Source organism: Phormidesmis priestleyi BC1401 (assembly GCF_001650195.1).
Classification (GTDB): domain Bacteria; phylum Cyanobacteriota; class Cyanobacteriia; order Leptolyngbyales; family Leptolyngbyaceae; genus Phormidesmis_A; species Phormidesmis_A priestleyi_B.
Window position 1 is genome coordinate 1 of record NZ_LXYR01000011.1, and the last position, 26,322, is coordinate 26,322.

Genomic DNA, 26,322 nt, shown 5'->3' on the forward strand with positions numbered 1-26,322 from the left:
AGACTCTGTGGCGTGACCGCCACGCGGGAACCCCTTTTACATCCCCATGCTTAAAAGACAGGGGCTTTAAGGGTTCCCCAGCCCTCCATTCCGGTAAGCGATGAGAAGAGCGATCGCCCCTCTGTTTAATCGGTTAATCAGTGGGTGAGATCGCTTTGTTATCCGGTAATCCCAATTTGCTAACTGGCGGCAGCGAGTTTTTGACGGGAAGGGCGCTTGCGGTCTGATTTTTTCTTCAAGCCAACGGACTGGGCTTCATTACTGTCGGCACCGAATTGTCCTCGCACAACTTCTTTCATTGCTAGAACTGCGTTGTGGAATTCCCATTCTGCTAAACGGGCAGCGTCGGAGGCGGCACGGTAGAGGGCAAGTTTTTCGGTTTCAGCCTGTTGTTTTGCCAGCATGGTTTGATAGGCTTGGTGCACGGCTTCGGGGGTGGCTTCTTGGCGTTGGGTGCTGTAACCCTGGATCGTGTTCAAGCCGTTGAGGGAGTCGGTATCTTGATTCAGGATTGGGGGAGACAGGCGACGGTTTGTGTTAGCAGAGGGCATGATGCACTCCTAAATAGTAGTTGACTTCTTTAGAGTGCCTAAAGTCACACTGAGTTGAACAGGCATGGGAAATTTTAGGCTGAAATGGAAATGTACCAGGCTGCATTCCCTTTGTAGGCGATCGCAACGTTAATGTATCGGGTTACATTCGGCTTGCATCGAGACACATTTAATTTGTAAAGGGTTACATTTGAAAAGGATCGGGTCGCATTGATTAAGTATTAAATTGCATTGGTAATGTAACAGGAAGCACTAGAGAAGCGGGGAGGATGGCAACTAGGGAAGGGGCAATCGCCCTAATTTAAGCCTTGAATCAGTAGAAACATTTGTACGAAAGGATGGGCACTATGGAGATATGGTGGTGTCAATAAATAAAATGATTCAAAATAGAGGCTACGGTGTCAAAGATTCTGGGTTACTTGCTAGATGACTGATGTCAAAGTCAAGGTATTTTTCTCTTACTCTCACGAAGACGAAAGCTTGCGTGATGAGTTAGCAAAACACTTAAAGCCGCTAGAACGTCAAAATAAGATTGAAGCGTGGCACGATCGTAAGATTGACCCCGGCACAGATTGGCGTGAAGAGCTTGACAGGCAGCTAAACTCGGCAGACATTATTTTGCTGCTTGTCAGCCCAAGCTTTGTCCATTCAGATTTTTGCTATTGCACTGAACTGGAACAGGCTAGAAAACGTCATGATGCTGGAGAAGCTTGCATCATTCCTATTTTTCTAAGACCGCTCGATCTTGAAGCACTGGAGGGCACTCCGCTACAAACTTTACAAGGATTACCAGAGCCAAGCAAACCGATTACTAAATGGGACAATCGGGATGAAGCTTTGGTACTAGTTGCGAGGGGTATCCGTATAGCTGTCAGTAAAATTCAGCAGGAAAAAGAAAGAAGGCAAGTCACTCAATCGAGGGAATTAATGCGTCAGTCTTCTTTGAGCGGGCGGGTACCAGATGAGTACTATATCAAACGGGATGAGGCGCAAGGGACATCTGAAGCTGATGTGCTAATCGTCACTGTGACTAAGATCGAAAGTCATGCGGTGTTGCAAACGTTTGAGCAAACTACTGGTCGTCGGACAACAGCGCAATCAATTGACAATCGTCTGTACTTTAATCTGGGGGAAGTCAACGGCGCGAAAGTTTTTCTAACACAATCTGAGATGGGCAGTGGCGGACTAGATGCGTCGTTGCTTACGGTTCGCAAGGGGATTGATTCACTTTCACCTACGGCTGTCATTATGGCGGGGATTGCCTTTGGCATCAATGATCAAAAGCAAGCCATCGGCGAGATTCTGGTGACGGAACAGCTCAGGTTATACGACTTACAACGGATGGGTACACAGGATGTCCAACCGCAAATTATTTTACGAGGTGATAAACCCCATGCTTCGCCCTGGCTCATTAATCACTTCAAGAGTGCTGATCTGCTGTGGGATGGTGCCAGGGTTAGCTTTGGTGTGGTTTTGACTGGCGAAAAGCTAGTGGATAATATAGACTTTCGGGAGCAACTGCGGAGCTTTGAGCCAGAAGCTATTGGTGGTGAGATGGAAGGAGGTGGTTTGTATGTCGCCTGTCAGGATAAGAAAGTGGATTGGATTCTGGTCAAGGCGATTTGTGATTGGGCGGATGGCAACAAAGCTCAAGATAAAGATGCTCGTCAGCAAACCGCTGCTCAGAATGCCGCTGCTTTTGTGCTGGAGGCACTGCAATTGGCAGCAATCAATTGGCAGCAACGGCGAGGCAAGACAACGAAGGCTACCCCAAATCCAGAATTACACAGAGAAAATGCAAATCAGGAGGTAGTGCTTCCGGCATTAGTAATGGCACGGAGATCATTGGCTATTCTAGAAGAGCAAGCCGCTGGTTATGGCAAGCTGCAAATACCTACCCATCTGCGGATTGACCTAGAGGAAAAACGGCGGGAAGTGGCAGAATTGGAAGCAAGATTGAGGGATGGGGAATCCAATGGATGATTGTGCCAATTTGGAAAAAACTTTAGCCATTGCAAAGCAGACGCTTGCGAAGCTAGAACAACAAAAAGCTGGTCATACATTCCTCTCAATGCCCCCCAATCTAGAGGTAGATTTGGAGGAGAAACGCAAGGAAGTTGCTGAGCTTGAGGCTCGTTTAACTAAGGCAACAGTGCCATCAGAAAAAAAAGAAACTCAACAAGCTGCTCAGTCAGGTTTGAATCGCCCATCTCCAATGCGATCGCGAGTGCAAAACGAGCATTACATCGAGCGAGATGAGGCGAAAAGGTTCTTAGAAAGCTTTGAACGTGCACTTCAGAAACCAGAGGGACAACCCTTATTGTTTAATATTTGCGGCATTGGCGGAGTTGGCAAGACAACCTTGTTGGGGCGTTTGCAGGAAGCTCATACAGAAGTTAATTTTTTAGGAGTTTGTTTTGCTAAAACGGCTGATATCGAAACTCCGCTAAAACTAATGCGGAAGTTGCATCAGCAGGCAAGAGACCTTTCAGGCTCCGAAATAAGTACCGATGCATTTGCACAGCGAGAGCAGGAGTTTACAACAACCCTTTTTGAGTTGAGTCAGCGATCGATAGATGGCACAGAAACTAGTAGTGAAGACGCAAGAAAGATTACTAGCTGGTTTGAACGATTTATCTGGTTAGGGACAGCCAGCTTTGCCTCTATGTCAAATCAACCGAAATCCTATGAAACTTCAGGTTCGGGATTTGCGCCGTTAGGGGCAATTGGTGAGGATGCCGAGGGGTTGAAAGAATGGATTCAGCAGCGAGTGCGGAATCACCCTGCGACGAAAGATCGGCCTGAGCTACAGGCACTCATGTTAGAACCTGTTTCTAAGCTGACGCAAGCCTTTGCCGAGAGTTTAATGCACGTTGCCCAACGCAGGGAACGATCGCTCGTGCTGATTTTAGATACCTACGAGAAAGCGCAGGCTTACCTCAATCAATGGCTATGGCAGTATTTGGTCGAAGACACTCCGCTTGCTTCTTCCCCAGTGCGACTGGTGGTGGTCGGGCGGCGATCGCTGCAAGCCGATGAAGGGTGGCGCAAGCTCAATCAAGATCGGAGGTTGCTGCATGAGACATCACTCAAGAAATTTGACAGAAAGAAAACTGAGGACTATCTTCAGCAGATTGGTATTCAAAGTGGGGGTACACGCGCCAAAATCTACAAAGTCACCCAGGGATTACCCTATTATCTGGATTGGGTACGAAAGCAACGAGAGGGCGGCAAAGAACCTGACTTTTCTAAAGGGAATCAGGCGATCGCTGAACTCCTTTTGCAGGGCATTGATTCCCAGCAGCGCAAGATTTTGCAGGTAGTGGCTTGTTGCCGCTGGTTTGATCTGGCAATGATGCGGTATCTGTTGGGGAGAAATGGCTTGAACTTGCAACAAGATGCTGATAGTGCAGAGAGTTATTTTGAATGGTTAAAGCGCTCAGACTTCGTTGAGTTTAGCAAAGGGCACTATCGCCTAGACGACGTGGCACGGGATGTCTTTCGGCAGTCCTATTTTCAGGATGGACAGAATCAGTTTCGTAAAACCCATTCCCTACTCGCGGACTATTTCAAACAACAGGCAAATGAACTCTTTGAGCCTTCAAGTCTTTTACCCGATCCGTATGAGGATGAGGAGTGGCGGAAACTGATCGCCGAGTCTGTCTATTACAGTCTTTTTGGTAAGGGAAGGGAGGGACTCCAGCAATATATAGAACAGGTTTTTATTGCAGCTTATTTGCGAGAGCCGAGTGTCTTTATCGCTCCCTTCGCTTTTATTCGTGCAGAGATGAATGAAGAGAACCAAAATTTGCTTCCTAAAGCAACAGGCAAACTTTTTCAAGATTCTGCAATAGCTCTCAGATTCGGTTGGGTTTTTCTAGGTAAACCTCTAAAAAGTTACAAGCTTGAATTTGAAGGTGAGGACAATTTATCAGAAGAGGAGATTGAGGCACGCTTGCAAAAGGTTGAGAATTCTTTGCAAGTTTTGCTGGAGCAGGTAGGCAACTTGCAGGATAGCTTTAGTAAGGGTGTAGGGCTAATGTATAAGTCTTTACACTGCAATCGATCCAGGTACATAATTGACTCACTTTTGCAAGCGAAGCATCAGGCAGAACTGCCAATGACGCGCTGCCGCCCAAAACTACTGCATAGTCTTTTTTCAAATCTTGGGAGCTTGCTGAACGACATAGAACGTTATCAAGATGCCCTGGATTGTTGTGAGAAAGCCCTAGAGTTGTGGGAAGGTAGTGCACTTACTTTTTCAAGAAAGGGGCATGTACTCTTTAATCTCAAGCGCTATGAGGAAGCACTGGAGAGCTATCAAAAAGCAATTGACCTTGACCCTAAAGATGTTAATGCTTGGATAAATCGAGGGGCTGCACTCGGCAGGCTAGAGCGGTATGAGGAAGCACTGGAGAGCTATCAAAAAGCAATTGACCTTGACCCTAAAGATGTTAATGCTTGGATAAATCGAGGGGCTGCACTCGGCAGGCTAGAGCGGCATGAGGAAGCACTGGAGAGCTATCAAAAAGCAATTGACCTTGACCCTAAAGATGTTAATGCTTGGATAAATCGAGGGGATGCACTCTTTAATCTCAAGCGGTATGAGGAAGCACTGGAGAGCTATCAAAAAGCAATTGACCTTGACCCTAAAGATGTTAATGCTTGGATAAATCGAGGGGATGCACTCTTTAATCAAGAGCGGCATGAGGAAGCACTGGAGAGCTATCAAAAAGCAATTGACCTTGACCCTAAAGATGTTAATGCTTGGATAAATCGAGGGGATGCACTCTTTAATCAAGAGCGGCATGAGGAAGCACTGGAGAGCTATCAAAAAGCAATTGACCTTGACCCTAAAGATGTTAATGCTTGGATAAATCGGGGGGATGCACTATGCGAACTGAAGCAGTATGGTGAAGCGATTGCCGCTTGCGATCGAGCGCTTGAGATTGATCCTGAAAGTTCTAATGCACTGAATTCTCAAGCGTTAACCTTGAGCTTCCTCAAAGAGTTTGAGAAAGCGATTGTAGCAATTGACAAAGCAATCAAATTAAAGCCTGAAGAAGTGTTGTTTACAGCAAATCGCGGTATTGTTCTGGCAAGGGCGGGTCGATATGCTGAAGCTCTCGCTGCGTGTGAGCAAGCGGTAAAGCAAGACCCCAAACATGAGAGCGGCTATTACGCCAAAGCCTGCTACTACGCCCTGCAAGGTGAGATTGAACAGGTAATCGATAATTTAATAAAAGCGCTTGAGATTGCACCTCGCCATAGCCGAAGTTCGGCAAAGCACAACCCAGATTTTGACGGTATTCGAGATGATGAACAATTTCGAGCCTTAGTGTATCTGGAATAGGAATTCTGAGCCAGGGAAGTTTTGGAGCTGTGATCGCCCTCCACCCCACTCCTCACCACTCAACCTCTGAACACGGAGCTTCAACCTTTGAACCCATAACTCCGACCTCAACGCCTGAAACTCCGACATCGGAACCCGGAACTTTGACCTCAGAACCCGACACATCAGCCTCAAAGCCTGAAACTCCGACCTCAGAACCCGGAATGTCAAGCCTGGAACCCGACACTCCAACCTCAGAACTGCAAACTTCGGGTTCAGAAGCTCAAGCGTGTAAATCTGTATCAACAACCACTTGCGAAAAGCCCCATTCTAGACGATGACCTGTTCGCATTGAGTGGTCGCGCCGTTCAGATTAAAGAGTGGGATCGGACTCATCAATATTGTGGATACTGTGCAACTCTGATGACTCAGATAGTCGGAGACAGAGCCAAACGCTGTCCTAACTGTGGGTTGGTTAACTATCCCCGGCTGTCGCCTGCGATTATTGTATTGATTTCTCGTGGCGAAGACATTTTGTTAGCGCGATCGCCTCGGTTTCCGTCGTTGATGTTTAGCGTGTTGGCAGGTTTTGTGGAGCCAGGAGAATCGCTCGAAGAAACGCTGATTCGTGAAGTGCGTGAAGAGGTGGGCATTGAGGTCAAAGACATCCGTTATTTTGGCTCTCAGCCCTGGGCGTTTCCCAACTCGTTGATGATTGGGTTTACGGCAGTTTATGCGGGGGGAGAGATCACGATCGAGCCAGCAGAAATCGCCGAAGCCGCTTGGTTTCATAAACACGACCTGCCCAACATTCCGCCCAAATTGAGCATTGCCCGCAGGCTTATCGATCGGTTTGTTGAAGAAACGTGATCAGCGTAGCTCGATCGGGCAGTGAAGCCTGCGCCCCTGATTTCGTAGTCGCGAGTGCCCCGGCAGCAGATCCCCAAGTCACAGCTTCTCGAAGCGATTTTCCTTCTGCGAGGGCGGCAGCAAGTCCCCCATTAAAGGCATCTCCGGCGGCTACGGTGTCGATCGCATCGACTCGGAAGGCGGGAAAAAAGAACGCTTCGTCGGGCGTGGCGCAGAATCCGCCTTTTGCCCCCAATTTGATTACGACAGTATTGACTCCACGCTGCTGCAAAACAGTGGCTGCCTCTGCGACCAAAGCCGGACTCTCGATCGGAAACCCAACCAGGTGTGCGGCTTCGACCTCGTTAGGAGTCAAGATATCAATTAGCGGATAGAGTTCGATCGGCAACTCTGACTGTGCCGGAGCCGGATCGAGAATCACCCGAACTCCCAATTTCTGAGCCGCTTGAGCGGCAGCTTTGACGGCTGCGATCGGAATCTCTAACTGTAATAATAGTGAATCGGCTCCCGCTAAATAAGATGACAATCGTTCGATATCAGATTCATTCATCTGTCCATTAGCACCGGGAATCACGATAATAGTGTTTTCACCCTGATCCTCGACTGCAATGAGCGCAACGCCAGAGCTAATTGAGTCATCTATTAAGATGTCTTTAGTTTCAACTTTTGCAGATTGCAGACTTTGTAAAAGCTCTTGTCCAAAGCGATCGTTTCCGACTCGTCCAATCATCACCGTTGGGAGGTTGAGACGGGCGATCGCGACTGCCTGATTGGCTCCCTTTCCACCTGGAACCGTTGAGAACCGATGACCGATTAACGTCTCTCCGGGCGCGGGAAGGTGAGGGGTCTTTGCCACCAGATCCATGTTAATGCTGCCAAAAACAACCACATGAGGAAGAGACATAGGATTTTAATTCAGATCTAGAGTCAAGGTTAGATCATTTACGGAAATCCGTGCGTCCCGTCCAAAATTTAAACCAGATTATGCTGCTAGGCGTTGATTTAGGAACCAGTTCGGTAAAGGCGGTGCTGTTGGGCAATGATGGCACAATGATTGCTGAATCGTCGATCGCTTATTGGGTACAAACACCTCAGCCGGGGTGGGCAGAGATTAACCCCCTGGAGTGGTGGATGGCGGTCGCGATCGCCGTTAAATCTGCGGTTCAAGATCGCCGAAACCAGGTGACCGCGATCGGGCTTTCGGGGCAGATGCACGGAGTTGTCTTAACCGATGCCAACGCCCAGCCGCTTTATCCGGCGATTCTTTGGGCAGACACGCGATCGAGCGAAATGCTCTATGCCTATCACGCGATCGGGGCAGATTTACACGCCAAACTTGCCAACCCGATCACAACTGGGATGGCGGGAACGAGCTTGCTGTGGCTCCGTAAACATGAACGGGATATTTATGCGATCGCTCGATGGGCACTTCAGCCGAAAGATTGGCTGCGATTTCGCCTAACCGGAGAGGTCGCGACAGAACCCTCTGACGCATCGGGCACCCTGCTTTATAACGCGGTCAGAGATCGCTGGTCATTCACCGTTATCGACGCACTGAATCTACGATCGGATTGGCTCCCAAAACTGATTCCATCGAGCAGCATTGCGGGATATCTAACTCCCGAAGCGTCAGAACATCTAGACTTGCCGCCCGGTTTGCCCGTGGTAGCAGGAGCCGCCGACACCGCCGCCGCTCTAATCGGAACGGGCGTTGTGGCTCCCGATGTAGTGCAACTGACGATCGGAACAGGTGCCCAAATCGTCAGCCTTCGCGATCAGCCGATCGCCGATCCTCAAAACCGCACTCATTTATATCGGTCTGCGTTGCCTCAGCAGTGGTATACCCTGGCTGCGATGCAAAATGCGGGACTGGCGTTGGAATGGGTGCGCGATATGCTGGGGCTAACGTGGCAACAGGTTTATACCCAAGCGTTCGCCATTCCTGCGGGCTGTGAAGGACTGACATTTTTACCCTACCTGACCGGGGAACGCACGCCTCATCTTGACCCCAATGCACAAGGCGCGTGGGTAGGTTTGGGATTGCATCATTCACGATCGCACCTGATGCGATCAGCGCTAGAAGGCGTTGCGTTTTCGCTCAAGCAGGGATTGGAGGCAATGACAGCGACCGGGATCAGGGTGCCATCCTTGAGATTAGCGGGAGGAGGCACGATCGAACCTGCGTGGCAACAGCTTCTTGCAGATGTACTGCAAGTCCCTCTCTACTGTTCGACAGTAGCAGCGGCTTCAGGTCGAGGAGCGGCGATTTTAGCAGGGTTAGGAACAGGAGTGTATCGCAGCATTACCGCAGTGCCGATCGAGGAGATGAACCGCGATCGAGTCATCAATCCCAATCCGCCCACCCCAGATCTAGAAGCCGCTTGGCACCGCTACCGATCGCTCTATTCACCTCTTCATCACTGGAAGCTCAATCTCTGAATCCCTACACCTGTGCGGGAGGAGCCGTTGCCTCAACTGCCGTAAACGATTCTAAGATTTTGTAGGTGTGAGATGCGCCTTGAGGAACCACCCAAGAGCTACCGGGTTCTAGCAAAACCATCTGCCCTTCGAGATGCAGCTCTGCTCGACCTTGAATCACATACCCTACTGTTTCATAGTCTCGTTGAGTGTGGGGCTTTGCCTCGCGAGGCTGCTCATTTTCCCAGAGTCGCATGGAGACTTGTTTGCCCGATGCTAAATAGGTTTGACCCATGTCGCCGTGAGATGAAGAGGCAGCATCAACTTTTTTTGCGATAGTGTCAGTCATAACATTCCTATAATCGGATGAATGACTGAACATTAGACCTTTAGGAGTGGGCTTTCCTCTTGCTTTAGTAAGCTGTGAGCCTGAAAGCGGTCTATCGAATGGCAGAGTTTTGTCATCGATTTCGGGTTTGAATTTCGACGAATAATGCCTTCATCTGTTGACTGACACGGGTCAACGTCGCTCTATTTCTAATCGGGCATTTCCTCAATACTGCGCGGCTCACCCTTGGGCTGCTGATTCATCTCGTGGCGGTAGCGGCTAGAAGCTTCGTAAACCTGCCGCCGGACGCGCTGAATAGAGCCAAGCGGTCGATGTTCTGCAATACAGTGCCAAGCGTTGAACGACAGCACTTCATCGACATAAACCCGACGGGCTGGACTATAGGCTTCCTGCACCGGAATCGTAATCTTAGCGATCGCCCGGTAAGGACTTTCTTGCTCCGACCACTGAATCGAGGCATCTTCGATCGGCATCGTCTCTAAATTCGTGCAGAGCTGAACCCGCAGTTCATATTCAGCAGCCTGCTGACGAAAGAACTCAACAACCAGATCCCACAAAGCCGACGGGTCATCTGTTTTAACCAGTTTGCCCACAAACGGCTGAAGGCTGTCGGATACAGGAATCGCGCTGACTTTGGCAATATAGTCTCCATACCGCAGAGCGGCAGTCGTGTAATAGGTTTCTCCCAGAATGTGCGTTTCTGGCAGCGTGATGCCTAACGCCGTCGGATACAGGTCTACTCCCACCTTCTCAGTCACCGCACTCACAGTGCGTAGGACAGTGGTCAGTAGTTGCTGTGCTTCTTCAGGAGCGCTGACCACAACCTTTTCTTGGAGGAGTTGTTCGTTAAGATAGCGCGTAACGTTTCCTGCCGGAAAAACCGGACGGTTGATCATCAAAAAATCTTGGGTCAAGGCATCTGGCTCAGGGCTAAACAGTTTAGACCCTTCCACTCCAATCACCTTGATCGCCATGCCCCGAAACGCAGACATCCCATCGGGCATAATGTCACCCGGAGCCGTTGAGAAGCGAATCATCACCGGATACGTTCGGGGTTCGCGAAACAGCCCTTGGGCGAGCGATGTCGGCAGGTTATCATAAATTTTTAGTTCTCCCTTCAGCCCGCCATGCCCCTTAGCGTGGGCAACTCGCATGGCATAACGATGTTTGTCAAACACCTTTTGCCCCATCCGAGCTACCGAGGCGAGGGTGTCATCAATGAGCCTATCCTCATCGGGTTGTTTTACTTCAACGTCATCTGAATAGCGAACGTACTGTTCAAGCGAGTTTGACATAAGATTTTGGGGGCTTAAGGCTTGATTCTAGACAGTCGTAGTTTAACAATCTGAATGTGAGTCTGCTAGATGAAGTATCCACGATCGTAGGTAGCTCAAGGGCAGCATTGTGTCTCACTGTTGAGCGATATTCTCAGTTGATTCATGTTGACGGAGAGAGAACCAGTCTCTTAGGAATGTGGATTAAATAAGACCCGGATTTACCCTCACCCTAGCCCTCTCCCAGCAGGAGAGGGGACAAGATTTCTAACTCCCTTCTCCTGCTGGGAGAAGGGTTGGGGATGAGGGCAAATTTCCGGCATTCATTAAATCCACGATCCTTAGCAGTTCATAAGCTTTGATTCACTACCCCTAAATCAGACTTCCCAATTTAAGGCATTCGCAATTTGATGAGCAAGGTCTAACGGCTCAAACGGTTTGGCGATCGCTGCCTTAATGCCCATCTCAGAATAGTAACGACGATCGGCGGTTTGAATCTCAGCAGACAACAAAATCACTGGGATGTCATGAGTCAAAGCGTTGGCGTGAAGGTTAGCGAAAGTCGTCAGCCCGTCCATGTCAGGCATCATCACATCCAACAAAATCGCGTCGGGTTGTTCGGTTTCGGCTTTGACGATGCCTTCTCTCCCCGAACTTGCCGTAATCACCTGCCAATCTGTAACCGTCTCTAAACAAATTTTCGTGATTTCTTGAATATAGGATTCGTTGTCGATCACCAATACACGTTTAATAGGCGATTTACGAGACATTTGCGCCTTCTAAATCTTCTGACACTGAATGATTGAGCAGCGGATCGCTGCCCTGCCAGAGTGGAAGAACGATCGTAAACGTCGATCCTTTCCCTTCGCCGGGGCTTTCTGCTCGAATCGTGCCCCCCGTCAGCTCGACTAAATGACGCACGATCGCTAACCCCAAACCCAAACCCCCAAACGATCGAGTCGTGCTGCTATCGGCTTGTCGAAACCGATCGAAGACTCTCGGCAAAAAGTCAGCGTGAATGCCAATTCCTGTATCAACGACTTGCAGCCGCACGACTTCCTCATCGTTCTCCCACTCTAGCCGCACCTCAACCGTTCCTTTGTCGGGCGTAAATTTAATCGCGTTGGTCAACAGATTGAGAATCACCTGCTGCAACCGCACCGGGTCACTCCAGACTTTGCCAATGGAGCGATCGATCGTCGCCGTGATCTGAATCGCTTTAGCATCGGCTTGCAGACGTACCGAATCGAGAGCAATCTCAACTACCTGAATCAGATTCACCGCACAACAATTAAGCTGAAGCTTGCCACGAATGATTTTAGACATATCTAAAATGTCTTCGATTAGTCGCGATTGCGCTTCGGCATTGCGCTCGATCGTCGCTAACGCACGCGCCACGCTCGTCTCATCCATTTTCTTCGATTGCAGCAGTCTCGCCCAGCCCAGCATCGAGTTAAGGGGCGTGCGCAGCTCGTGAGAAAGCACTGCCAAAAACTCGTCTTTCATGCGGCTCATGGCTTCGGCTTCTTGTCGGGCAATTTGTTCGCGCACCATTTCAGCATGGGTTTCTTCGGCTTGTTTGCGCTCGGTAATGTCTTCGATCGTGCCCACATATCCTAAGAGATCGCCTTGAGCCGACAGCATCGGGCTAGAGCGGACGTGCATCCAGCGCAGAGTGTAATCGACACTTTCAAAGCGCACTTCTTCAGAATAGTCGCCACTGCTCTGCACGTAAGCCATCCACTGAGCGATCGCGCGATCTTGATCGGCTGCATAGACCGATGGAAACCAGCCTGCGGCTAAACTTTGAGCCTCGGTTAAACCACAGATCGCCTGAAACCGAGGATTTGCGTAGGTGCAATGTCCTGCCGAGTCGATCACAAATACGCCGACCGGAGAGCAGGCACTCAGCGATCGAAATCGTTCTTCGCTCTGCCGCAGTTCTCCATTCATCGCGACCAGTTGGGCTGCCTGTCGCTGCACCGATTCAGATTTCTTAAACAGATCGACGAATACAGTTACTTTAGAAATAAGAATGCTGGACTCAATGGGTTTGAACAGATAATCAACAGCACCCAGAGCATAGCCTTTAAACATCAACTGATCGCTGGCGCTAAAGGCAGTGAGAAAAATGATTGGAGCGTGACGCGATCGGGCGCGACTACGAATTAATGTGGCGGTTTCAAATCCATCCATTCCGGGCATTTGCACGTCCATCAGAATGACGGCAAAATCTCGACTGAGCAGATGTCTTAACGCTTCTTGCCCTGAGTTAGCTCTGACCAGATTCTCACCTAAATCACCCAAAACTGCCTCTAGTGCCAGCAGGTTTTCTGGCTGATCGTCTACCAGCAGAATATTGATTTTTGTGTCAGACTGCATACGCTCTTGGGAGTAAAGAAAGATAAGAGTTAGCTGGGAAAGAGGGGACATGCTAATGTCACTAGCTCAGTCTCCGATAGAGCTTTTCACTCGCCGCGATTTCTTCATATTGCTTTTCGTAAGACGTGAATTTGAGCGATTCTTGTCGCCCCAAACCAAGAATGCCAAACGGACACAAACTATTGTGAAACAGATTGCATACTTGATCTTGGAGGATGTGGTTAAAGTAAATCAACACGTTGCGGCAAATAATCACGTTAAATTCATTAAATGATGAGTCGGTAGCAAGATTATGCTGTGAGAAGACAATGTTTTCTCGCAGCGATGAGCGAAGGATTGCACCGTCATATGCAGCCGTATAGTACTCTGAGAAGCTGTGTTTGCCACCTGCCTTTAAATAAAGCTGCGTATATTCTTGCATCGACTCTAGCGAAAAAATGCCCTGCTTTGCTTTTTGCAAGACCACTTCATTGGTGTCAGTCGCATAGATGCGACAGCGATGATAGAGTCCTTCTTCGTGTAGCACGATCGCGATTGAATACACTTCCTGCCCAGTCGAGCAACCAGCGTGCCAGATGCGAATGAAAGGGTAGGTTCGCAGGAGGGGCACGACGAGCGTTCTAAAGGCGAGAAAGAAGCTAGGATCGCGAAACATTGATGTCACGTTGACGGTCAGATTGAGTAAAAATCGCTTAAGACAGGCGCGATCGTGCAAAATTTGCGCTTGAAGTGCCGAAACGGTTTCAACTCCTTCTAGACTCAAAAAGCGACGAATGCGTCTCTTAATCGAGTCGGCAGCATAGTTGCGAAAATCGTGACCATAGTAGCGATAGATACCGTCTAAAAGCAACTGAATCTCAATATCCTCTAAGGTGGGGGCAGACGAAATGGCGCTCATCGCAAAACAGTCTACTCAGCAAAGGGCATAAAATTGCTCACTCTTAGGGAAGATCATCGCAAAACTATCCCTGTGATCAGACTATCCGGGCGTTGCTGAATCGATCTATGAAGCACAGATTTTACCCTCACCCTAGCCCTCTCCCTAATGGAGAGGGGACAAGAGTTCCGGCTCCCTTCTCCCCAGGGAGAAAGGCTGACGAGGGCTTGCCCCACTTCGTGAGGAGGGCACTTCACTGCATTCAGCAACGCCCCTATCCGTTTTCTAGTCTTCGTAGTGCGTTACTGATGCCACTTTTTGTTGAACTCGCCCAACTGATAAGCCTGATAGGTCGATCGCCAATCCAGTTCTCTGATTAAAACTCCTTCTTTGATTGAAACGTGAATTTTTGCAGAGTCTGAGTGAATCGTCTTGGCAACGGGATCTTTTTGATAAGTCTGAAGAACGTCGAGATTAAAAATTAGCCCATATAAAAGCTGTAGCCCGATCAGAAAACTCAAATATCTAGTTTTTTTAACGCGATCGGAAGTTGCAATCAGGTAAGCGACACTAAATAAGAGTGGCAACAAATAGGCATACTCATGAGGAAGCTTGAAAAACATGATTTCGTTATAAATAATGCACCATAAAGCTCCATGAAATAGCAGTTTCTTAACCCGAACCTTTTGAAAAGGATTCGTCGCAATTTTTTGATAGATGCTTTCGCCTTGAATGAAGAAGATGACCAATAAGACAAACGCGGGAAGTCCCCAAAAGTAGACATTCTTGTAGATAAATCTGGCAATAATGCCAATAAACCCACCAGAGGCATCCGGTCCAACTGCTAAAAATGAGAGGGACATTCCAGAGGCGAAAAAGACAGGCAAATAAAATACGCCAGTCGTCACCAAAAAAACTAGAAAGCCTTGAATCAGTGAATTTCTGAGCTTGAGGTTCTCCCGAACATAAGGAAAGTAGAGTAGAAACGCGATCGCGCCCATCGGTCCATAGGTCAACCGAGAGCAAACCGATGCTGCAAATAGCACACCAGCCCATCTCGGCTTTTCTTTAATTAGAAGAAAGAGTCCTAAAATAAAGAAAAACGCCCCATAAACGTAGTCCATTGATGTGGTAGATGCAATGATCCAAAAGGGATTTGACGCAATCGCCAACACCGATAAAGCTGCGATTAAAGAAGTTGTAACTCTTAATAGCAGTACATAGAAAATAAACAGACTAGAGACAGAAAGCACAACTGAAACAAAGTTTGCGAGATAAAATCCTCCAATTTCAGACGCTAGCCCGATCGACAATTCTGGAATCAAATAACCTTGAAATCTAGACGGGACATATCGACCCTCGCTGATGAGCGTTTTCCAAGTATTTAACATTCGATAGGTGTCGTCATCATTTCCATAGCCATTTAAGGCAAAAATGCCGTAACCAATGATTAAGAACCCTAGAATCCAATAAATGTTGACGGGTTTGAGCCATTTGTTTGCTTGAGTCACAGTAATTACTCCAAACGAGTTGATTCTAAACGTTGCTTATTAACGCTGACTTTGCATAATATTGACGGGCAGCGATCGTAATGCCAATAAAACTCCATAGCACCATACCAAACGAACTTAACATCACATTATTCAACCCAATTTGAGAAAAGGTGGCGATAGCGATCGCTCGTGCTGCACTCATGAACGAGTCATTCATCGCCTCGCGACTTTGAATCAAACTCGCAATCAGTAACAGCAACCCTCCTAAGTAGGGCAACAGTCCGAGCCATCCAAGCGTTAACAGCAGCGTAATGACTCCACTATCATTGCCGCCAATGCTAGAGTCTTGGAGCACAAATCCCATTCCTAAACCCGGAACATTAGTTACAGCGTCGGTGAGAATCGTGCTGTAACCCTGCGATCGATCTGCGTAACTCACATCATTTTGTCCCGCAAACACACTTTGAAAGCGAGCGCTGATTACCGACGCAAACGGCTCAATAGTCGTCAACGGTAACACGACAATCATCATGACTAACAGCGTTAAGAGAAGCTGCATTTGTAGCTTTGGTTTCAGCGATGGCAAAAACACGACCAATGCAACGACCCAACTCAGCCACGCCGATCGAGCCAACGACAATAACAATGATAGATAACCCACACCCGATGCCAAAAATCGCAGTGGGTTTCGACTCGCAAGCAGCAAAAATAATCCGGCAACCATCACACAGGCAAACGGCTGCGGTGATTGCATCGTGCTAAACACTCTGATTCCCAGTGGGTTTGGTGTTCCAAACACTTGAGTGGTTTGATTTTGAAGCCAAAACCGATCCCATCCGGGTGCGATTAAGAATTGCACTACGCCATAGGCTCCCATCACCAACACACCTGCCATAAAAACGCGCTGAAAACTCTGGCGCAAATCAGGATAGATATGCCAATTAGAATAAAGATGATAGCCAAACGCAACGGGCGCTAACCAGTTTAGCAACGGGACGATCGTGGTCTGCGGCGAATTGTTAATCAGCCCAACCAAAAAACCATATAGCACTCCCATCATGCAAAGCACAAAGGGTAAACCTCCTCCATTCAAGGCTTTGGGCAACTCTTTGGCAAAGGTGATTAGAGAGACGATCGTCACCAAAAACGGAGCCAACAGCACCGGATTGGGATCAGCCCATCCCGCTTGCACATCTACCAATCGCCGCACAAATGCCACTAAAAACCAGATCCACCACGTAAACCCGATATAGAGGAGCGGATAGCGCCAATAGAGAAACGCCCCGACCGCCAAAGAGCCTGCTGGGAAGGCATAGCGCAACAGTCCGCCAGCATGGACAGCCAGACAGAGCGCTGAAAACAGAACCAGGCTGAGAATCGCAATCCAGGCGGGGGCAGGATAGAGAAGACGGGAGGAAGAAGTCATGGGGAAAGGGCTTTTTCGTAGCAGCGAAGATTGTCTTGGGCGACCCGTGACCAGCTATAGGTTTGAGCCGTGCTGTAGGCATTGCGGCGAAGTCGATCGAGGCGTTCACGATCGCCAATCAATCGGTCTAACGCCTGCTCGATCGCGTCACTATCTCGGCAGGGAATCACGATCGCGTCTTTGCCATCTTGCACGATTTCTAGCGGACCCGGAGTGGCAGTAGTAATGGGTGCTAGTCCACACGCCATCGCCTCGACGAGTGCAACGCCAAACCCTTCTGAGATGGTGGGGAAGAGTTTAATATGATGCCCTTTCAGCAAGGTTGGCAGCGTGTTATTGGCATAGTAGGGAACGACCTTGACCCGATCTCGCACAGCCGGATCAAACTCTGCGTAGACTTCTTCGATCGGACGTTCGGTGCCCAGCATACTAACCTCAACATGAAGGTGGCGTTGAAGAATGCGATTGAGTGCAGGTGTACCGTATTGGATGCCTTTGCGGACAATGTAGCTACTAACCTGAGCAATGCGTAACGGCTCACCCTGAGCAGGAGTCGGCTCAAACGGGAGATTGAGATAAGCATCAGAGATACCGTTAGGGACGATGTGAGCACGATCGGGATGAACCCCTAAATGATCAATCACATACTGGCGATCGCGCTGATTGAGCAACAAAACCACATCGGCGTAGCGCATAGAAGTGGCGGCTTCCCAGAGGCGAATGCTACCGCGGTAGAGCGGATATTTCCAACTCAGGCGCAGATTGCCGCGTTGCGCTTCCTCCAAATATTCGAGGTGCTCAATGTGCTCTAAGCCGTGGCACCGTGCCACTAATAAAGGACGACGTTTGCGAAATTTGCTGAACAGCGTTGCCCACATCCAAGCATCACCTGTGGAAGCATCGACAACATCGACGGCTTGCTGGTCTAGCAGTTGAGAAATCTGACGAGCAACAAAAATCGGAAACGCCGAAAATCTTGCCAGTTTATGAATGGGTGGCACATCATCAAGCGAATAATAATTAACGTCATGTCCTAGCTTTTGATATTCTTGACCAAGCCGCCAAGTAACGCCAGCCGCACCTGCATTGACATCAAACGGATAATGACAAGTGAATAACGTTTTCATCGTGCCGCGATCGCCTCATGAAATAGATGTTCTAACTTTTCAAAATGGGTTTGAGCATTAAATTTATGTTCAACGAGATCGCGCCCTCGATCGCCCATTGTTTTTCTTAACTCAGGGTCGTTAATCAACTGATCAATGCTTTGAGAAAGCGCAATGCGATCGCCGGGTTCAATCAAAAATCCGTTCTCACCCGATGTCACCATCTCAGGAATGGCAGTGATGTTGGTGGCGACGATCGGCAATCCGGCAGCCATTGCTTCGATAAACACCCAGCCAAACGGCTCTGAATAGGTGGGCATGACAAAAACATCTGCCTGATGATAAAGCGCCAACCATTCGGGTGTGTAGGCTTTGATCGTTCTGTGAATATGAACGTGGGGATGATCAACCGTAATCGGGACTTGGGTGACGAGGTGAAGGTCGGCTCGATCGGCAAAGTTTTCTAAAAACACGTTCAACAGATCATGACCGCCTTTCCGCTCAAAATCGCCGCCGATAAACAGGATGTTCAGGCGTTTCTCACGGGATTTGTCTCGCGACTCAGCTAAGGGGATTTTATCGATATCGACTCCGGGATAAACAACAACGACTTTTTGAGGTGAAATGTCAAAATCTTCAATCACCGATCGTCGGGCGACTTCTGAGAAGCTGACGATGGTTTTTGCAGCGTCAAAGACTTTTTTATCGAGATGAAGATTGGGTGCAAACGTCCATCTCATACTTGGCTTTGTGGAGTCTCTAGAGGCTTGAGCGGCAGTCCGATCGAGACTCACCACGGTCGGCATTTTTTTCATCAGATCGAGGCACAGATAGGCAAGCGGCTGAGTATGAAAATGGAGGGCTGAATAGTGAGTTTTTGCCATTTTTCTCGCTATCACTCGCCGCGCAAAATAACTTAGACACATCTGAGACCGAAACAGATAAAAGTCAGCATTTTGTTCCGATGTCCAGCGAGTCGGCGGGATGCGGTAATACCCAAACACCCGGATCGCAATCCGAGTTCGCAGTTCTCGATCGTCGTTGTGCCAATAAGCGTCGATCGGGCAAGATTGACTTAAATGGTCTCGCATCAAACGCCCATAAGTGAGATGTCCGAGAAAGCTTTCAGTGACTGACAAAATTCTAGGAGTGTTCATAGGTTATGGAAGATAGGAGTTACGTTTTTGCAGCGCTCAACAACGTTTTTTCGACTCCACTAATCATGCTTTCTAAGCTGAAGTGATTGACCACATGATCAGAGCATCGCTGCCCAAGTCCCGGGTCAGTCTCTCGCCAGTGAATGATTTCAGAAAGTCTTTTAGCTAAGGCTTTTTCGTCTCTAGCTGGCACTAGATTAGCGGCAAGCTCTCCCGTCAAAATCTCAGGAATTCCTCCAGCACGACTGGCAACAACGGGCGTTCCGCAAGCGAGAGATTCAATAATTGAGCGACCAAACGGCTCAGCCCAAATGCTCGGTAAGACGCTGACATCGCTAATCTGATAGAGAGAAGCCGGGTCAGATAAATGACCTACAAATTGGACTCGATCGCCGATGCCTAAATCTTTTGCTAACTGCTCTAGCGATCGCTGATAGTTCATCCCTTTGTCTTCGCATTCGGTGCCCTTCACCGCATTGATATGGACGACAGGTCTTCCTGCGATCATGAGCTTAATGTCTGGCTCTTGAGTTGCTAAAAGTGCCACTGCTTTGATCAGATATTCAATTCCTTTTTCGGGATCGATGCGCCCCGCATAGCTAACTACTTTCGCGTGTTCAGAAATCCCCCACTGTTGGCGAGTCGCTAAAAAATCTTGGGGAGATTTGAACTGACGCAGATCAGTACCGTTGTGAACCACCTCGATTTTTGAGTCAGGCAGACCAAACTCGACCCAAGTCTGTTTGGTTTGGTGAGAAACGGCAATATAGCGATCGGTATGAGCTAGCGCAAACTGATTTTGTCGATTTAGGTCAGAAGAGAAGGGAGTCTGAAAATAGCAAACAAAGGGTAGCCGTCTAAACCGCGATAAGGCATATCCAAAGGTGACCGTGTGGCAGGTGTTGCTAAACACAATGCTGTCTTTATAAACCGGGATTTTGCCCATTCCAGCAACATTGCGAAAAAACTGCAAAACAGTTTTGGGTCTCCGCCGATCAAACCCGTAGGCATCAACGTGCCAGACAGATTCACAAAACTCGCGGTACTGGTCGAGAGAATTGCCTTCCCGTTCGTAAAGAAGGGTGACCTTGTGACCCCGATTGACTAAATCTCGACAGATTTCTAATAGGTTTTTTTCCTGTCCGCCTCGATCTGAAGACGGCACTCGCTCTAGAGCAATTAAGTGCATCGGGTTCCCTCTCCTCCACATTAAGTTATCCGTCTGTCTTCACGTTCACGTCATGCTGAATTTGGTGATAGTTCCACAGTTTGCCGCGCAGGTTGAGCAACTCTTGATAAGTGCCCTGCTCAACGATTTGCCCTTGTTCTAACACCACAACTTTGTCGGCACGCGAAATTGTCGATAATCGGTGCGCGATCGCGATCACGGTGCGACCTTCTGACAGTTGCTCTAGCGATTCTTGAATCAATCGCTCTGAGACAGAATCTAAAGCGCTGGTGGCTTCGTCAAGAATCAGAATTTCAGGATTTCGCAAAAGGGCACGGGCGATCGCGAGTCGCTGCCGTTGTCCACCTGAGAGCCGCACCCCTCGATCGCCCAAAGTCGTCTCAAACTGCTGAGGCATTTCTAGAATGAAATCCAGCGCGTTTGCCTGTCTCGCGGCAGTCCAGACTTCAGCGTCAGTCACATTCTCTAAACCATAGGCGATGTTATACCGCACCGACGCATTGAAGACAAATGTCTCTTGACTGACGATTGCCATCTTGTGTCGCAGAGATTTGGTGGAGAACGATCGCAGATCCTTACCATCCAGCAAAATTTGTCCCCGGATCGGATCGTAGAATCGAGGAATCAAATCTACCAGCGTCGTTTTTCCGGCACCCGATGCGCCGATCAGTGCCGTCATTTTGCCGCGAGGAATGGTGAGCGTAATGTCTTTCAGCACTGGAGACGCGGGATCGTAACCAAAATCAACGGCGATGAACTCGATCGCTCTCTCTAATCCTGAAAACTGACTGGTTCCATCAAGTAGATAGGGCTTGTTGTCACTTCGCAGCACCTCGGTAATATTGGCGATCGTGCCTCCATAGCCGCTCAACTGTGCCCGGTTGCCGTTCAACTCATGCACCGCCGGAACGAGCCGAAACAAAATAAACAGAAACGTTAACAGCGACGCGGTTTGTAGCGTTCCGTTCGCGACAAAGATGGTGATCGCCACAATAATCATGCTGATCAAAACGGTCGTGGCTAACCCTTCTGCTATGGGTCGCACGATCGCGCTGTGAGTGGTCGCCTTCATGCTGCTTCTCAGCATCTCGTGACTAGATTGATAAAAGCGTTTGCGCTCATAATCCTGAGTCGCTGAGGCTTGCACCGTGCGAATTCCATTAATAAACTCTAGCGAAATGGTTGCAAACGCCCCTGATGCAGTCGAGACGGCAAAACTGCTTTCACGCACTCGTGCGTTCAGCGTTGACAACCCGACAGCTAACAGTGTGAACAACATTAAAGAAATCGCCGTCAACTGCCAGGAGATTGTAAACATCAACACGGCATAGACGATCAGCGTTAATCCCTTAGAAATCATGAAAGCGATCAGCGAAAAGGCTGACTGCAATCGACCCAATTCACCAGTCAGGGTGTTGATCAACTGCCCCGAATGAGTCTTGCCAAAATAGCTGAGGCTGACGGATTGCAGTTGTTCAAAAATCTGTTTGCGGAGTCGATCGACGAGCTTTTGCTGAGTCAACTCAGTGTAAACCTGAGTCAAGTAGTTAAATCCGGCTCGAATCCAGGTGGAGGCGAGAATCAAACCCGACACTCGATAGAGGCGGCTCGTCGTGGATGTGTTGATCCCCAAAACCCAGAGGTCAAACCAGTTGACCCCGGTTTTAAAGGGGGTAGCCGTTGGGCTGACGAGGCTTTGCAGAAACGCTAAGAGAAAGCCAAACCCAAACCCTTCAAAGGAGGCAGCACACAGCGCAAAGAAAATCGCCGCGATCGCAACCCACGGGAAGAATCGAAATTCTCTCAAAATCAAGGAGTTGTCTCGCCAAAATCGCGTAGCTTTGACTCCTCTCCGCACACCGTTGAGACACTTAAATCGCATGGATATTCATTAAAAGTTTTCTTGGTTTAGCTCAACACGCCCCAAATCCTGATAGCACTTTGGGCACTGTTCTCAACAGAATTTTTAAATCTTCTGTCAAAGACCAGTTTCGCAGATATTCCAAGTCACGATCGTTCACCGTGTCAATGTCGAGGAGGTGCGATCGAGATTCAATTTGCCATGCGCCTGTGATTCCGGGCAGTGCATTTAGCCGCTGCAACCTATCTGGACGAACGCGAACTGCATCATAAATTGCCCAGGGTCGCGGTCCGACGAGGCTCATTTCACCTCGCAGCACGTTGAACAGTTGAGGCAACTCATCCAGGCTATATTTTCGCAGCCATTTGCCCAAGGAGGTGATGCGGGGATCGTCCTCCCGTTTGTGCAAGTTTGTTGACACCTGTCCTGCCATCACTTGATGATGCTCTCGTTCAGCATTAACAGTCATCGTGCGAAACTTGAACACCTTGAATAGTTTGCCTCGCTGCCCAACTCGCCACTGCTGAAACATGATCGGACCCGGTGTATGAAGCTTGATTAATACCGCGATCGCCACCATCAACGGACTCAACAGCAACAGCATCAACGACGCTAGACTCAAGTCTAACAGGCGCTTACATCCCCAAGAAACGCTGACGCGATTGGGAAGCCGGGAAGTATTGGGCAATCTCAAATAGAGCATCTTGCCCGATCGCTTACAGGCATTTGCCCAAAATCTTAGTCCGGTTTCGCCCACGCCTGGATCAATTCTCACTAAGCGAATCGGCGAGTGGTTGAGACAGTCGATCAGCCACTGTTCGTTAGTCAGAGGGGGGAGATGGGGAGGAGTCTGCTGAGGAGATTGCAAGACGAGCAACTGTTTTTGCCGCCATTTAAGCACACATCCAGGAGATTCAACACTCGATCGTTCCCTGATTAAAGAACGGCTTTCCTGCAAAGTTGAAGGATTAAAAGTCGTCATAGGAGTTTGGCTGGGATTACAACAAGAGGCACAAATTGAGATGAGCGAATCAATACAACTGCTTTGTCTATTGGCAGTTCAGTCCAGATAAATTCCTAAATCCTCTTCATCTACATGAAGTATTGAATAACCCAAATGTTAATGAGTGAGCGAGAAAAAGAATCTACATCAGGTTAGATACAGAGTCTCTGATTTTGAGTCTAGAAGTGAAATCTCGCATAGGTCTTTGTTCATGGAACTTGAGTCATGTAAGTAAAGAAAAGGCAGGATAATTTTTTAAGTAATAAAGGATACACACTATCAATTAAGAAGTAATTAACGTCTGTTGATCACCTCTTGCACAAGAAAGTAGGCTTCTATACAAAAAATGTAGAATTCTTGAAAGCCTAATCTGTGATCCCAGTAATATAGTTTCTTCTAACAGAAGTTCATATCTCCCGCAAGGGACGTCCAACTCTTGATCCCTCACTTTGCGAGAGGTGATCGCACTCATAAATTCATCGACACAAACTCTATTGAAGCTCGTTCAGTCGAGAACAATCGTGTGAGTGTTTCACCGATCCTTTAAAAGATTTTGAAACTACGATCGTGTTTTTTCATCTAGTTTCTGAGATCCGATCGCATCAGAAAGTCAAGGATCATGAATTAAATGAGGTCAGTCATTGCAAAACGGGGTTACCCTCCTCACGAAGTGGGGCAAGCCCTCCCCTAACCCCTTCTCCCCAGGGAGAAAGGGAACTAGACGTTTGCTCCCTCTCCTTAGGAAGAGGGCTGGGGTGAGGGCAAATCCGGCTCTTATTTAATCCACGATCCTAAACTAGAGGACTTCAAATCCTTGCAGCTATCTCTAATAAGCTGGCACGTTCCGATAATACTGATTGCTAGGAAGAGTCGCGCCATTAGCAATCATGCCAATCAAATTTAACCGATTCATCGCTGTCACGGCTTGCGTCACTTCTTGGCGCGTCACCTGCCCAATTTTGCCGACCATCAACGTTCCATCACAAAACGAAGCTGCCAGCATTGCATCAACGATTCCTAAGACCGGGGGCACATCGACAATCACTAAATCGTAGGTTTGCTCAAACACTGCCATCAGTTCCTTCATGCGCCGAGAACTGAGCAGCTTAACGGGATCGCTCGGAGCCGGACCCGCTGTCAACACCGAAATCGACAGATCGCTGTAGTTGCCTGCTGGCTGAATCACACTTTGGCTAGGCATCCGATCGCTCGACAGCAGATTCGACAATCCTTGCTCGTTCGGCAATTCAAGCTGTTTGTGCAGCCCCGGACGACGCAGATCAGCGTCAATAACCAATACTCGCTGATGCAGTCGCGCCGCACTAATCGCTAACCCTAGCGCGATCGTCGATTTTCCCTCCCCGGCTAACGCAGACGTGACCACTAGCGATCGCAGCGGATTCGCCGCCGTCAATAGCTGGATGTTTTTGTAAATCAGATCTAGCGACTCTCGAAACGGTGCCCAGTGAATCACCTGCATCATTGAAGGAGCCAGAGTTTCGGTTCTCTGGAAAGGCATCATCGATCGGGGATTGATCTCTCCTAATGGTACATCCGGCACCATGCCTAACAGCGGGAGCGAAACTTGCTTCCTGAAATCTTCAGAGGTGCGAACCGCATCATCGGCAGCTTCTCGCAAAAAGGCAGCAACCCCTCCTAACATCAAGCCACCCACGGCTCCTAGCAGCAAATTTCGCAGCCAGCTTGGACCCGTTTGTCGCCCAACTTTTGGCTGCTCAACCACCTGCCAATCAAACCCGCCACGGGCAATTTCTAGCCCTAGATCTTGTCTGGCTTTGAGCAACTGCTGTAGGGTGTCGCGATTCACCTGCACATTGGGCTGAAGGCGATTGTATTCAGCCAGCAGACTCGGAAATCGCTTTAGCTCAGCCCGAAGCTGTAGCTCATTATTGGTGAGGCTGCGATCGCGCGCTTGAGCCGCCACTAAGTTGACTTGAGACTCCACCAGTGAGCCGGCAAATTTGAGATCGTTTTCTCCAAGCTGCCCGATCGAGATCAAACTATCACCCGACTGAGCAATCGCTCCTGCTTGCGCTCCTAAAATGCGCTGCACCTCTTGCTGCAAAAGGGCTTGCTGTCTCTGTCGCTGTTCGCGAAGCTGATCGATAAACGGACCCTTTTTAAACCGCAACTGCTGCTGGACGGTCGCCACCTCGGTCTTTTGAATCTCGTTAAGCAACGCCTGATAGCGAGATGATTGGCTCAATCGCGCCGCTATCGCAGCCTGTTGAGGCGATCGCCCTAGCTGCTGCTGAAGTGCCCCATTGCGAGCTTTCAGATCCTGCAACTCAGTCCGGTTTGTCCGCTGGTCTCTCTGCACTGCCGCGAGAGAATCGACCGTTGCCTTTGACTGAAGTTCGGGATCAATCAAATCTTGAGTTTTGCGAAACTGCTCTAGTGCGGCTTCTGCCTGATTGACTCGCGCCTCAACTATGGGGATCTGTTCGTCAATAAACCTTAAGCCCTTGGTCAATCTCGACTTTTGCTGCTCAAGGTTATACTGCTGATAAACCTGCTGAAGCGCCTGCAAAACGGCTTGGGTCTTTTGACGATCGTGGTCAACGTAAACAACATCAAAGATGCTGGTGTTGATCTTGTCATTGCCTCGTTGCTCCATCACTTGGCTAACGGTGAGTCCTTTTTGCAGATCCCCTACCGTCAGGTCGGGATCGCTGATTTTCAACTGATCCACCGCACGTTGCAGAAGCTGCGACGATCGCATCAAATTTAACTGCGTGGCATTGTCAATCTCAACATTCGAGTCTGCAAATGATGGGGTGTTGACCGTTGCGTCTGTTTTGCGACTGCGATAATTAGACTCACTCAGCAGTTGCATTGAGCTACGATAAGTCGGTTTAGAAAATAGCGTCAACGCCGCCGCTGCCAACAGCGATAGCCCCAACCCGCCAATCAGCCACAGCCGCCGCCGCATCAGCACCGACAGCAGTTGTCCATATCCCGGATCAGGGTCGGCAACCGTGATTAAATTTAGATTGCTCTGAGCCACGATCGG

Annotated in this window: 20 protein-coding genes; 4 read left to right on the top strand and 16 right to left on the bottom strand. The window is 48.9% G+C overall.

Going from position 1 to position 26,322, the window contains the following annotated elements:
• Nucleotides 1–179: 179 nt before the first annotated feature.
• The gene (locus A8707_RS08110) at nucleotides 180–551 is read right to left on the bottom strand and encodes a hypothetical protein (RefSeq protein ID WP_068816312.1); all 372 of its coding nucleotides are present in this window, start codon (nucleotides 549–551) and stop codon (nucleotides 180–182) included.
• Nucleotides 552–977: 426 nt separating this feature from the next.
• Here A8707_RS08110 and A8707_RS08115 point away from each other — a divergent pair, with 426 nt between their 5' ends.
• Together A8707_RS08115 and A8707_RS08120 are read left to right on the top strand one after the other, a co-directional pair.
• On the top strand, nucleotides 978–2,534 hold the full coding sequence (locus tag A8707_RS08115; protein WP_068816313.1) for a TIR domain-containing protein: 1,557 nt from the start codon (nucleotides 978–980) through the stop codon (nucleotides 2,532–2,534).
• Nucleotides 2,527–5,904 (top strand): tetratricopeptide repeat protein, encoded by a 3,378-nt coding sequence (locus A8707_RS08120; protein WP_068816314.1) that lies wholly within the window; start codon nucleotides 2,527–2,529, stop codon nucleotides 5,902–5,904. The genes A8707_RS08115 and A8707_RS08120 overlap by 8 nt, the downstream gene beginning before the upstream one ends.
• A 52-nt stretch (nucleotides 5,905–5,956) precedes the next feature.
• Here A8707_RS08120 and A8707_RS27965 read toward each other — a convergent pair whose 3' ends face one another.
• Nucleotides 5,957–6,130: a hypothetical protein gene (locus A8707_RS27965; protein ID WP_156518431.1), complete on the bottom strand. Its 174-nt coding sequence runs from the start codon at nucleotides 6,128–6,130 to the stop codon at nucleotides 5,957–5,959.
• 104 nt (nucleotides 6,131–6,234) lie between these two features.
• Between A8707_RS27965 and nudC the strand changes: the two genes are divergently transcribed.
• Nucleotides 6,235–6,753, top strand: coding sequence for an NAD(+) diphosphatase (nudC, locus tag A8707_RS08125; RefSeq protein ID WP_231947983.1), 519 nt, complete (start codon nucleotides 6,235–6,237; stop codon nucleotides 6,751–6,753).
• On the opposite strand, the gene rbsK is transcribed toward nudC, so the two are convergent.
• Nucleotides 6,725–7,657, bottom strand: a complete 933-nt coding sequence (gene rbsK, locus A8707_RS08130; protein WP_068816315.1) for a ribokinase — start codon at nucleotides 7,655–7,657, stop codon at nucleotides 6,725–6,727. The two genes, nudC and rbsK, sit on opposite strands and share 29 nt — an antisense overlap.
• Before the next feature lie 80 nt (nucleotides 7,658–7,737).
• On the opposite strand from rbsK, the gene xylB reads away from it, so the two are divergent.
• Entirely contained in the window at nucleotides 7,738–9,192 is a 1,455-nt protein-coding gene (gene xylB, locus A8707_RS08135; protein WP_068816316.1) for a xylulokinase, read from the top strand.
• A 4-nt stretch (nucleotides 9,193–9,196) separates the two neighbouring features.
• On the opposite strand, the gene A8707_RS08140 is transcribed toward xylB, so the two are convergent.
• The 13 genes from A8707_RS08140 to A8707_RS08200 all read right to left on the bottom strand — a co-directional run bounded on the left by A8707_RS08140 (nucleotide 9,197) and on the right by A8707_RS08200 (nucleotide 26,316).
• Nucleotides 9,197–9,520, bottom strand: coding sequence for a cupin domain-containing protein (locus A8707_RS08140; protein WP_068816317.1), 324 nt, complete (start codon nucleotides 9,518–9,520; stop codon nucleotides 9,197–9,199).
• Between the two features lie 188 nt (nucleotides 9,521–9,708).
• Nucleotides 9,709–10,815, bottom strand: coding sequence for a catalase family protein (locus A8707_RS08145; RefSeq protein WP_068816318.1), 1,107 nt, complete (start codon nucleotides 10,813–10,815; stop codon nucleotides 9,709–9,711).
• 356 nt (nucleotides 10,816–11,171) lie between these two features.
• Nucleotides 11,172–11,564, bottom strand: coding sequence for a response regulator (locus A8707_RS08150; RefSeq protein ID WP_068816319.1), 393 nt, complete (start codon nucleotides 11,562–11,564; stop codon nucleotides 11,172–11,174).
• Nucleotides 11,554–13,176: an ATP-binding protein gene (locus A8707_RS08155; protein ID WP_068816320.1), complete on the bottom strand. Its 1,623-nt coding sequence runs from the start codon at nucleotides 13,174–13,176 to the stop codon at nucleotides 11,554–11,556. Before A8707_RS08155 ends, A8707_RS08150 begins: the two co-directional genes overlap by 11 nt.
• A 61-nt stretch (nucleotides 13,177–13,237) precedes the next feature.
• On the bottom strand, nucleotides 13,238–14,074 hold the full coding sequence (locus A8707_RS08160) for a CheR family methyltransferase (RefSeq protein ID WP_068816321.1): 837 nt from the start codon (nucleotides 14,072–14,074) through the stop codon (nucleotides 13,238–13,240).
• Between the two features lie 281 nt (nucleotides 14,075–14,355).
• On the bottom strand, nucleotides 14,356–15,564 hold the full coding sequence (locus A8707_RS08165; protein WP_068816322.1) for a hypothetical protein: 1,209 nt from the start codon (nucleotides 15,562–15,564) through the stop codon (nucleotides 14,356–14,358).
• Nucleotides 15,565–15,589: 25 nt separating this feature from the next.
• Entirely contained in the window at nucleotides 15,590–16,972 is a 1,383-nt protein-coding gene (locus A8707_RS08170; protein WP_068816323.1) for a glucose-6-phosphate isomerase, read from the bottom strand.
• Nucleotides 16,969–18,099 carry a glycosyltransferase family 4 protein gene (locus A8707_RS08175; protein ID WP_068816324.1) on the bottom strand — a complete coding sequence of 377 codons (1,131 nt, stop codon included), beginning with the start codon at nucleotides 18,097–18,099 and terminating at the stop codon, nucleotides 16,969–16,971. Before A8707_RS08175 ends, A8707_RS08170 begins: the two co-directional genes overlap by 4 nt.
• Nucleotides 18,096–19,235 carry a glycosyltransferase family 4 protein gene (locus tag A8707_RS08180; RefSeq protein WP_068816325.1) on the bottom strand — a complete coding sequence of 380 codons (1,140 nt, stop codon included), beginning with the start codon at nucleotides 19,233–19,235 and terminating at the stop codon, nucleotides 18,096–18,098. The genes A8707_RS08175 and A8707_RS08180 overlap by 4 nt, the downstream gene beginning before the upstream one ends.
• 19 nt (nucleotides 19,236–19,254) lie before the next feature.
• Nucleotides 19,255–20,424 carry a glycosyltransferase family 4 protein gene (locus A8707_RS08185; RefSeq protein WP_068816326.1) on the bottom strand — a complete coding sequence of 390 codons (1,170 nt, stop codon included), beginning with the start codon at nucleotides 20,422–20,424 and terminating at the stop codon, nucleotides 19,255–19,257.
• 25 nt (nucleotides 20,425–20,449) lie between these two features.
• Nucleotides 20,450–22,306, bottom strand: a complete 1,857-nt coding sequence (gene hepA / locus A8707_RS08190) for a heterocyst formation ABC transporter subunit HepA (protein ID WP_068816327.1) — start codon at nucleotides 22,304–22,306, stop codon at nucleotides 20,450–20,452.
• 31 nt (nucleotides 22,307–22,337) lie between these two features.
• Nucleotides 22,338–23,267, bottom strand: a complete 930-nt coding sequence (gene hepC / locus A8707_RS08195) for a heterocyst development glycosyltransferase HepC (protein WP_068816328.1) — start codon at nucleotides 23,265–23,267, stop codon at nucleotides 22,338–22,340.
• An 847-nt stretch (nucleotides 23,268–24,114) separates the two neighbouring features.
• Nucleotides 24,115–26,316, bottom strand: a complete 2,202-nt coding sequence (locus tag A8707_RS08200; protein ID WP_068816329.1) for a GumC family protein — start codon at nucleotides 26,314–26,316, stop codon at nucleotides 24,115–24,117.
• Nucleotides 26,317–26,322: the final 6 nt, after the last annotated feature.

Excerpts from the sequence above, each read along its gene's own strand:
- A8707_RS08110 (WP_068816312.1), bottom strand. The coding sequence starts at position 551 with ATGCCCTCTGCTAACACAAACCGTCGCCTGTCTCCCCCAATCCTGAAT.
- A8707_RS08115 (WP_068816313.1), top strand. The coding sequence starts at position 978 with ATGACTGATGTCAAAGTCAAGGTATTTTTCTCTTACTCTCACGAAGAC.
- A8707_RS08120 (WP_068816314.1), top strand. The coding sequence starts at position 2,527 with ATGGATGATTGTGCCAATTTGGAAAAAACTTTAGCCATTGCAAAGCAG.
- rbsK (WP_068816315.1), bottom strand. The coding sequence starts at position 7,657 with ATGTCTCTTCCTCATGTGGTTGTTTTTGGCAGCATTAACATGGATCTG.
- xylB (WP_068816316.1), top strand. The coding sequence starts at position 7,738 with ATGCTGCTAGGCGTTGATTTAGGAACCAGTTCGGTAAAGGCGGTGCTG.
- A8707_RS08140 (WP_068816317.1), bottom strand. The coding sequence starts at position 9,520 with ATGACTGACACTATCGCAAAAAAAGTTGATGCTGCCTCTTCATCTCAC.
- A8707_RS08145 (WP_068816318.1), bottom strand. The coding sequence starts at position 10,815 with ATGTCAAACTCGCTTGAACAGTACGTTCGCTATTCAGATGACGTTGAA.
- A8707_RS08150 (WP_068816319.1), bottom strand. The coding sequence starts at position 11,564 with ATGTCTCGTAAATCGCCTATTAAACGTGTATTGGTGATCGACAACGAA.
- A8707_RS08155 (WP_068816320.1), bottom strand. The coding sequence starts at position 13,176 with ATGCAGTCTGACACAAAAATCAATATTCTGCTGGTAGACGATCAGCCA.
- A8707_RS08160 (WP_068816321.1), bottom strand. The coding sequence starts at position 14,074 with ATGAGCGCCATTTCGTCTGCCCCCACCTTAGAGGATATTGAGATTCAG.
- A8707_RS08170 (WP_068816323.1), bottom strand. The coding sequence starts at position 16,972 with ATGACTTCTTCCTCCCGTCTTCTCTATCCTGCCCCCGCCTGGATTGCG.
- A8707_RS08175 (WP_068816324.1), bottom strand. The coding sequence starts at position 18,099 with ATGAAAACGTTATTCACTTGTCATTATCCGTTTGATGTCAATGCAGGT.
- A8707_RS08180 (WP_068816325.1), bottom strand. The coding sequence starts at position 19,235 with ATGAACACTCCTAGAATTTTGTCAGTCACTGAAAGCTTTCTCGGACAT.
- A8707_RS08185 (WP_068816326.1), bottom strand. The coding sequence starts at position 20,424 with ATGCACTTAATTGCTCTAGAGCGAGTGCCGTCTTCAGATCGAGGCGGA.
- hepA (WP_068816327.1), bottom strand. The coding sequence starts at position 22,306 with ATGCGATTTAAGTGTCTCAACGGTGTGCGGAGAGGAGTCAAAGCTACG.
- hepC (WP_068816328.1), bottom strand. The coding sequence starts at position 23,267 with ATGACGACTTTTAATCCTTCAACTTTGCAGGAAAGCCGTTCTTTAATC.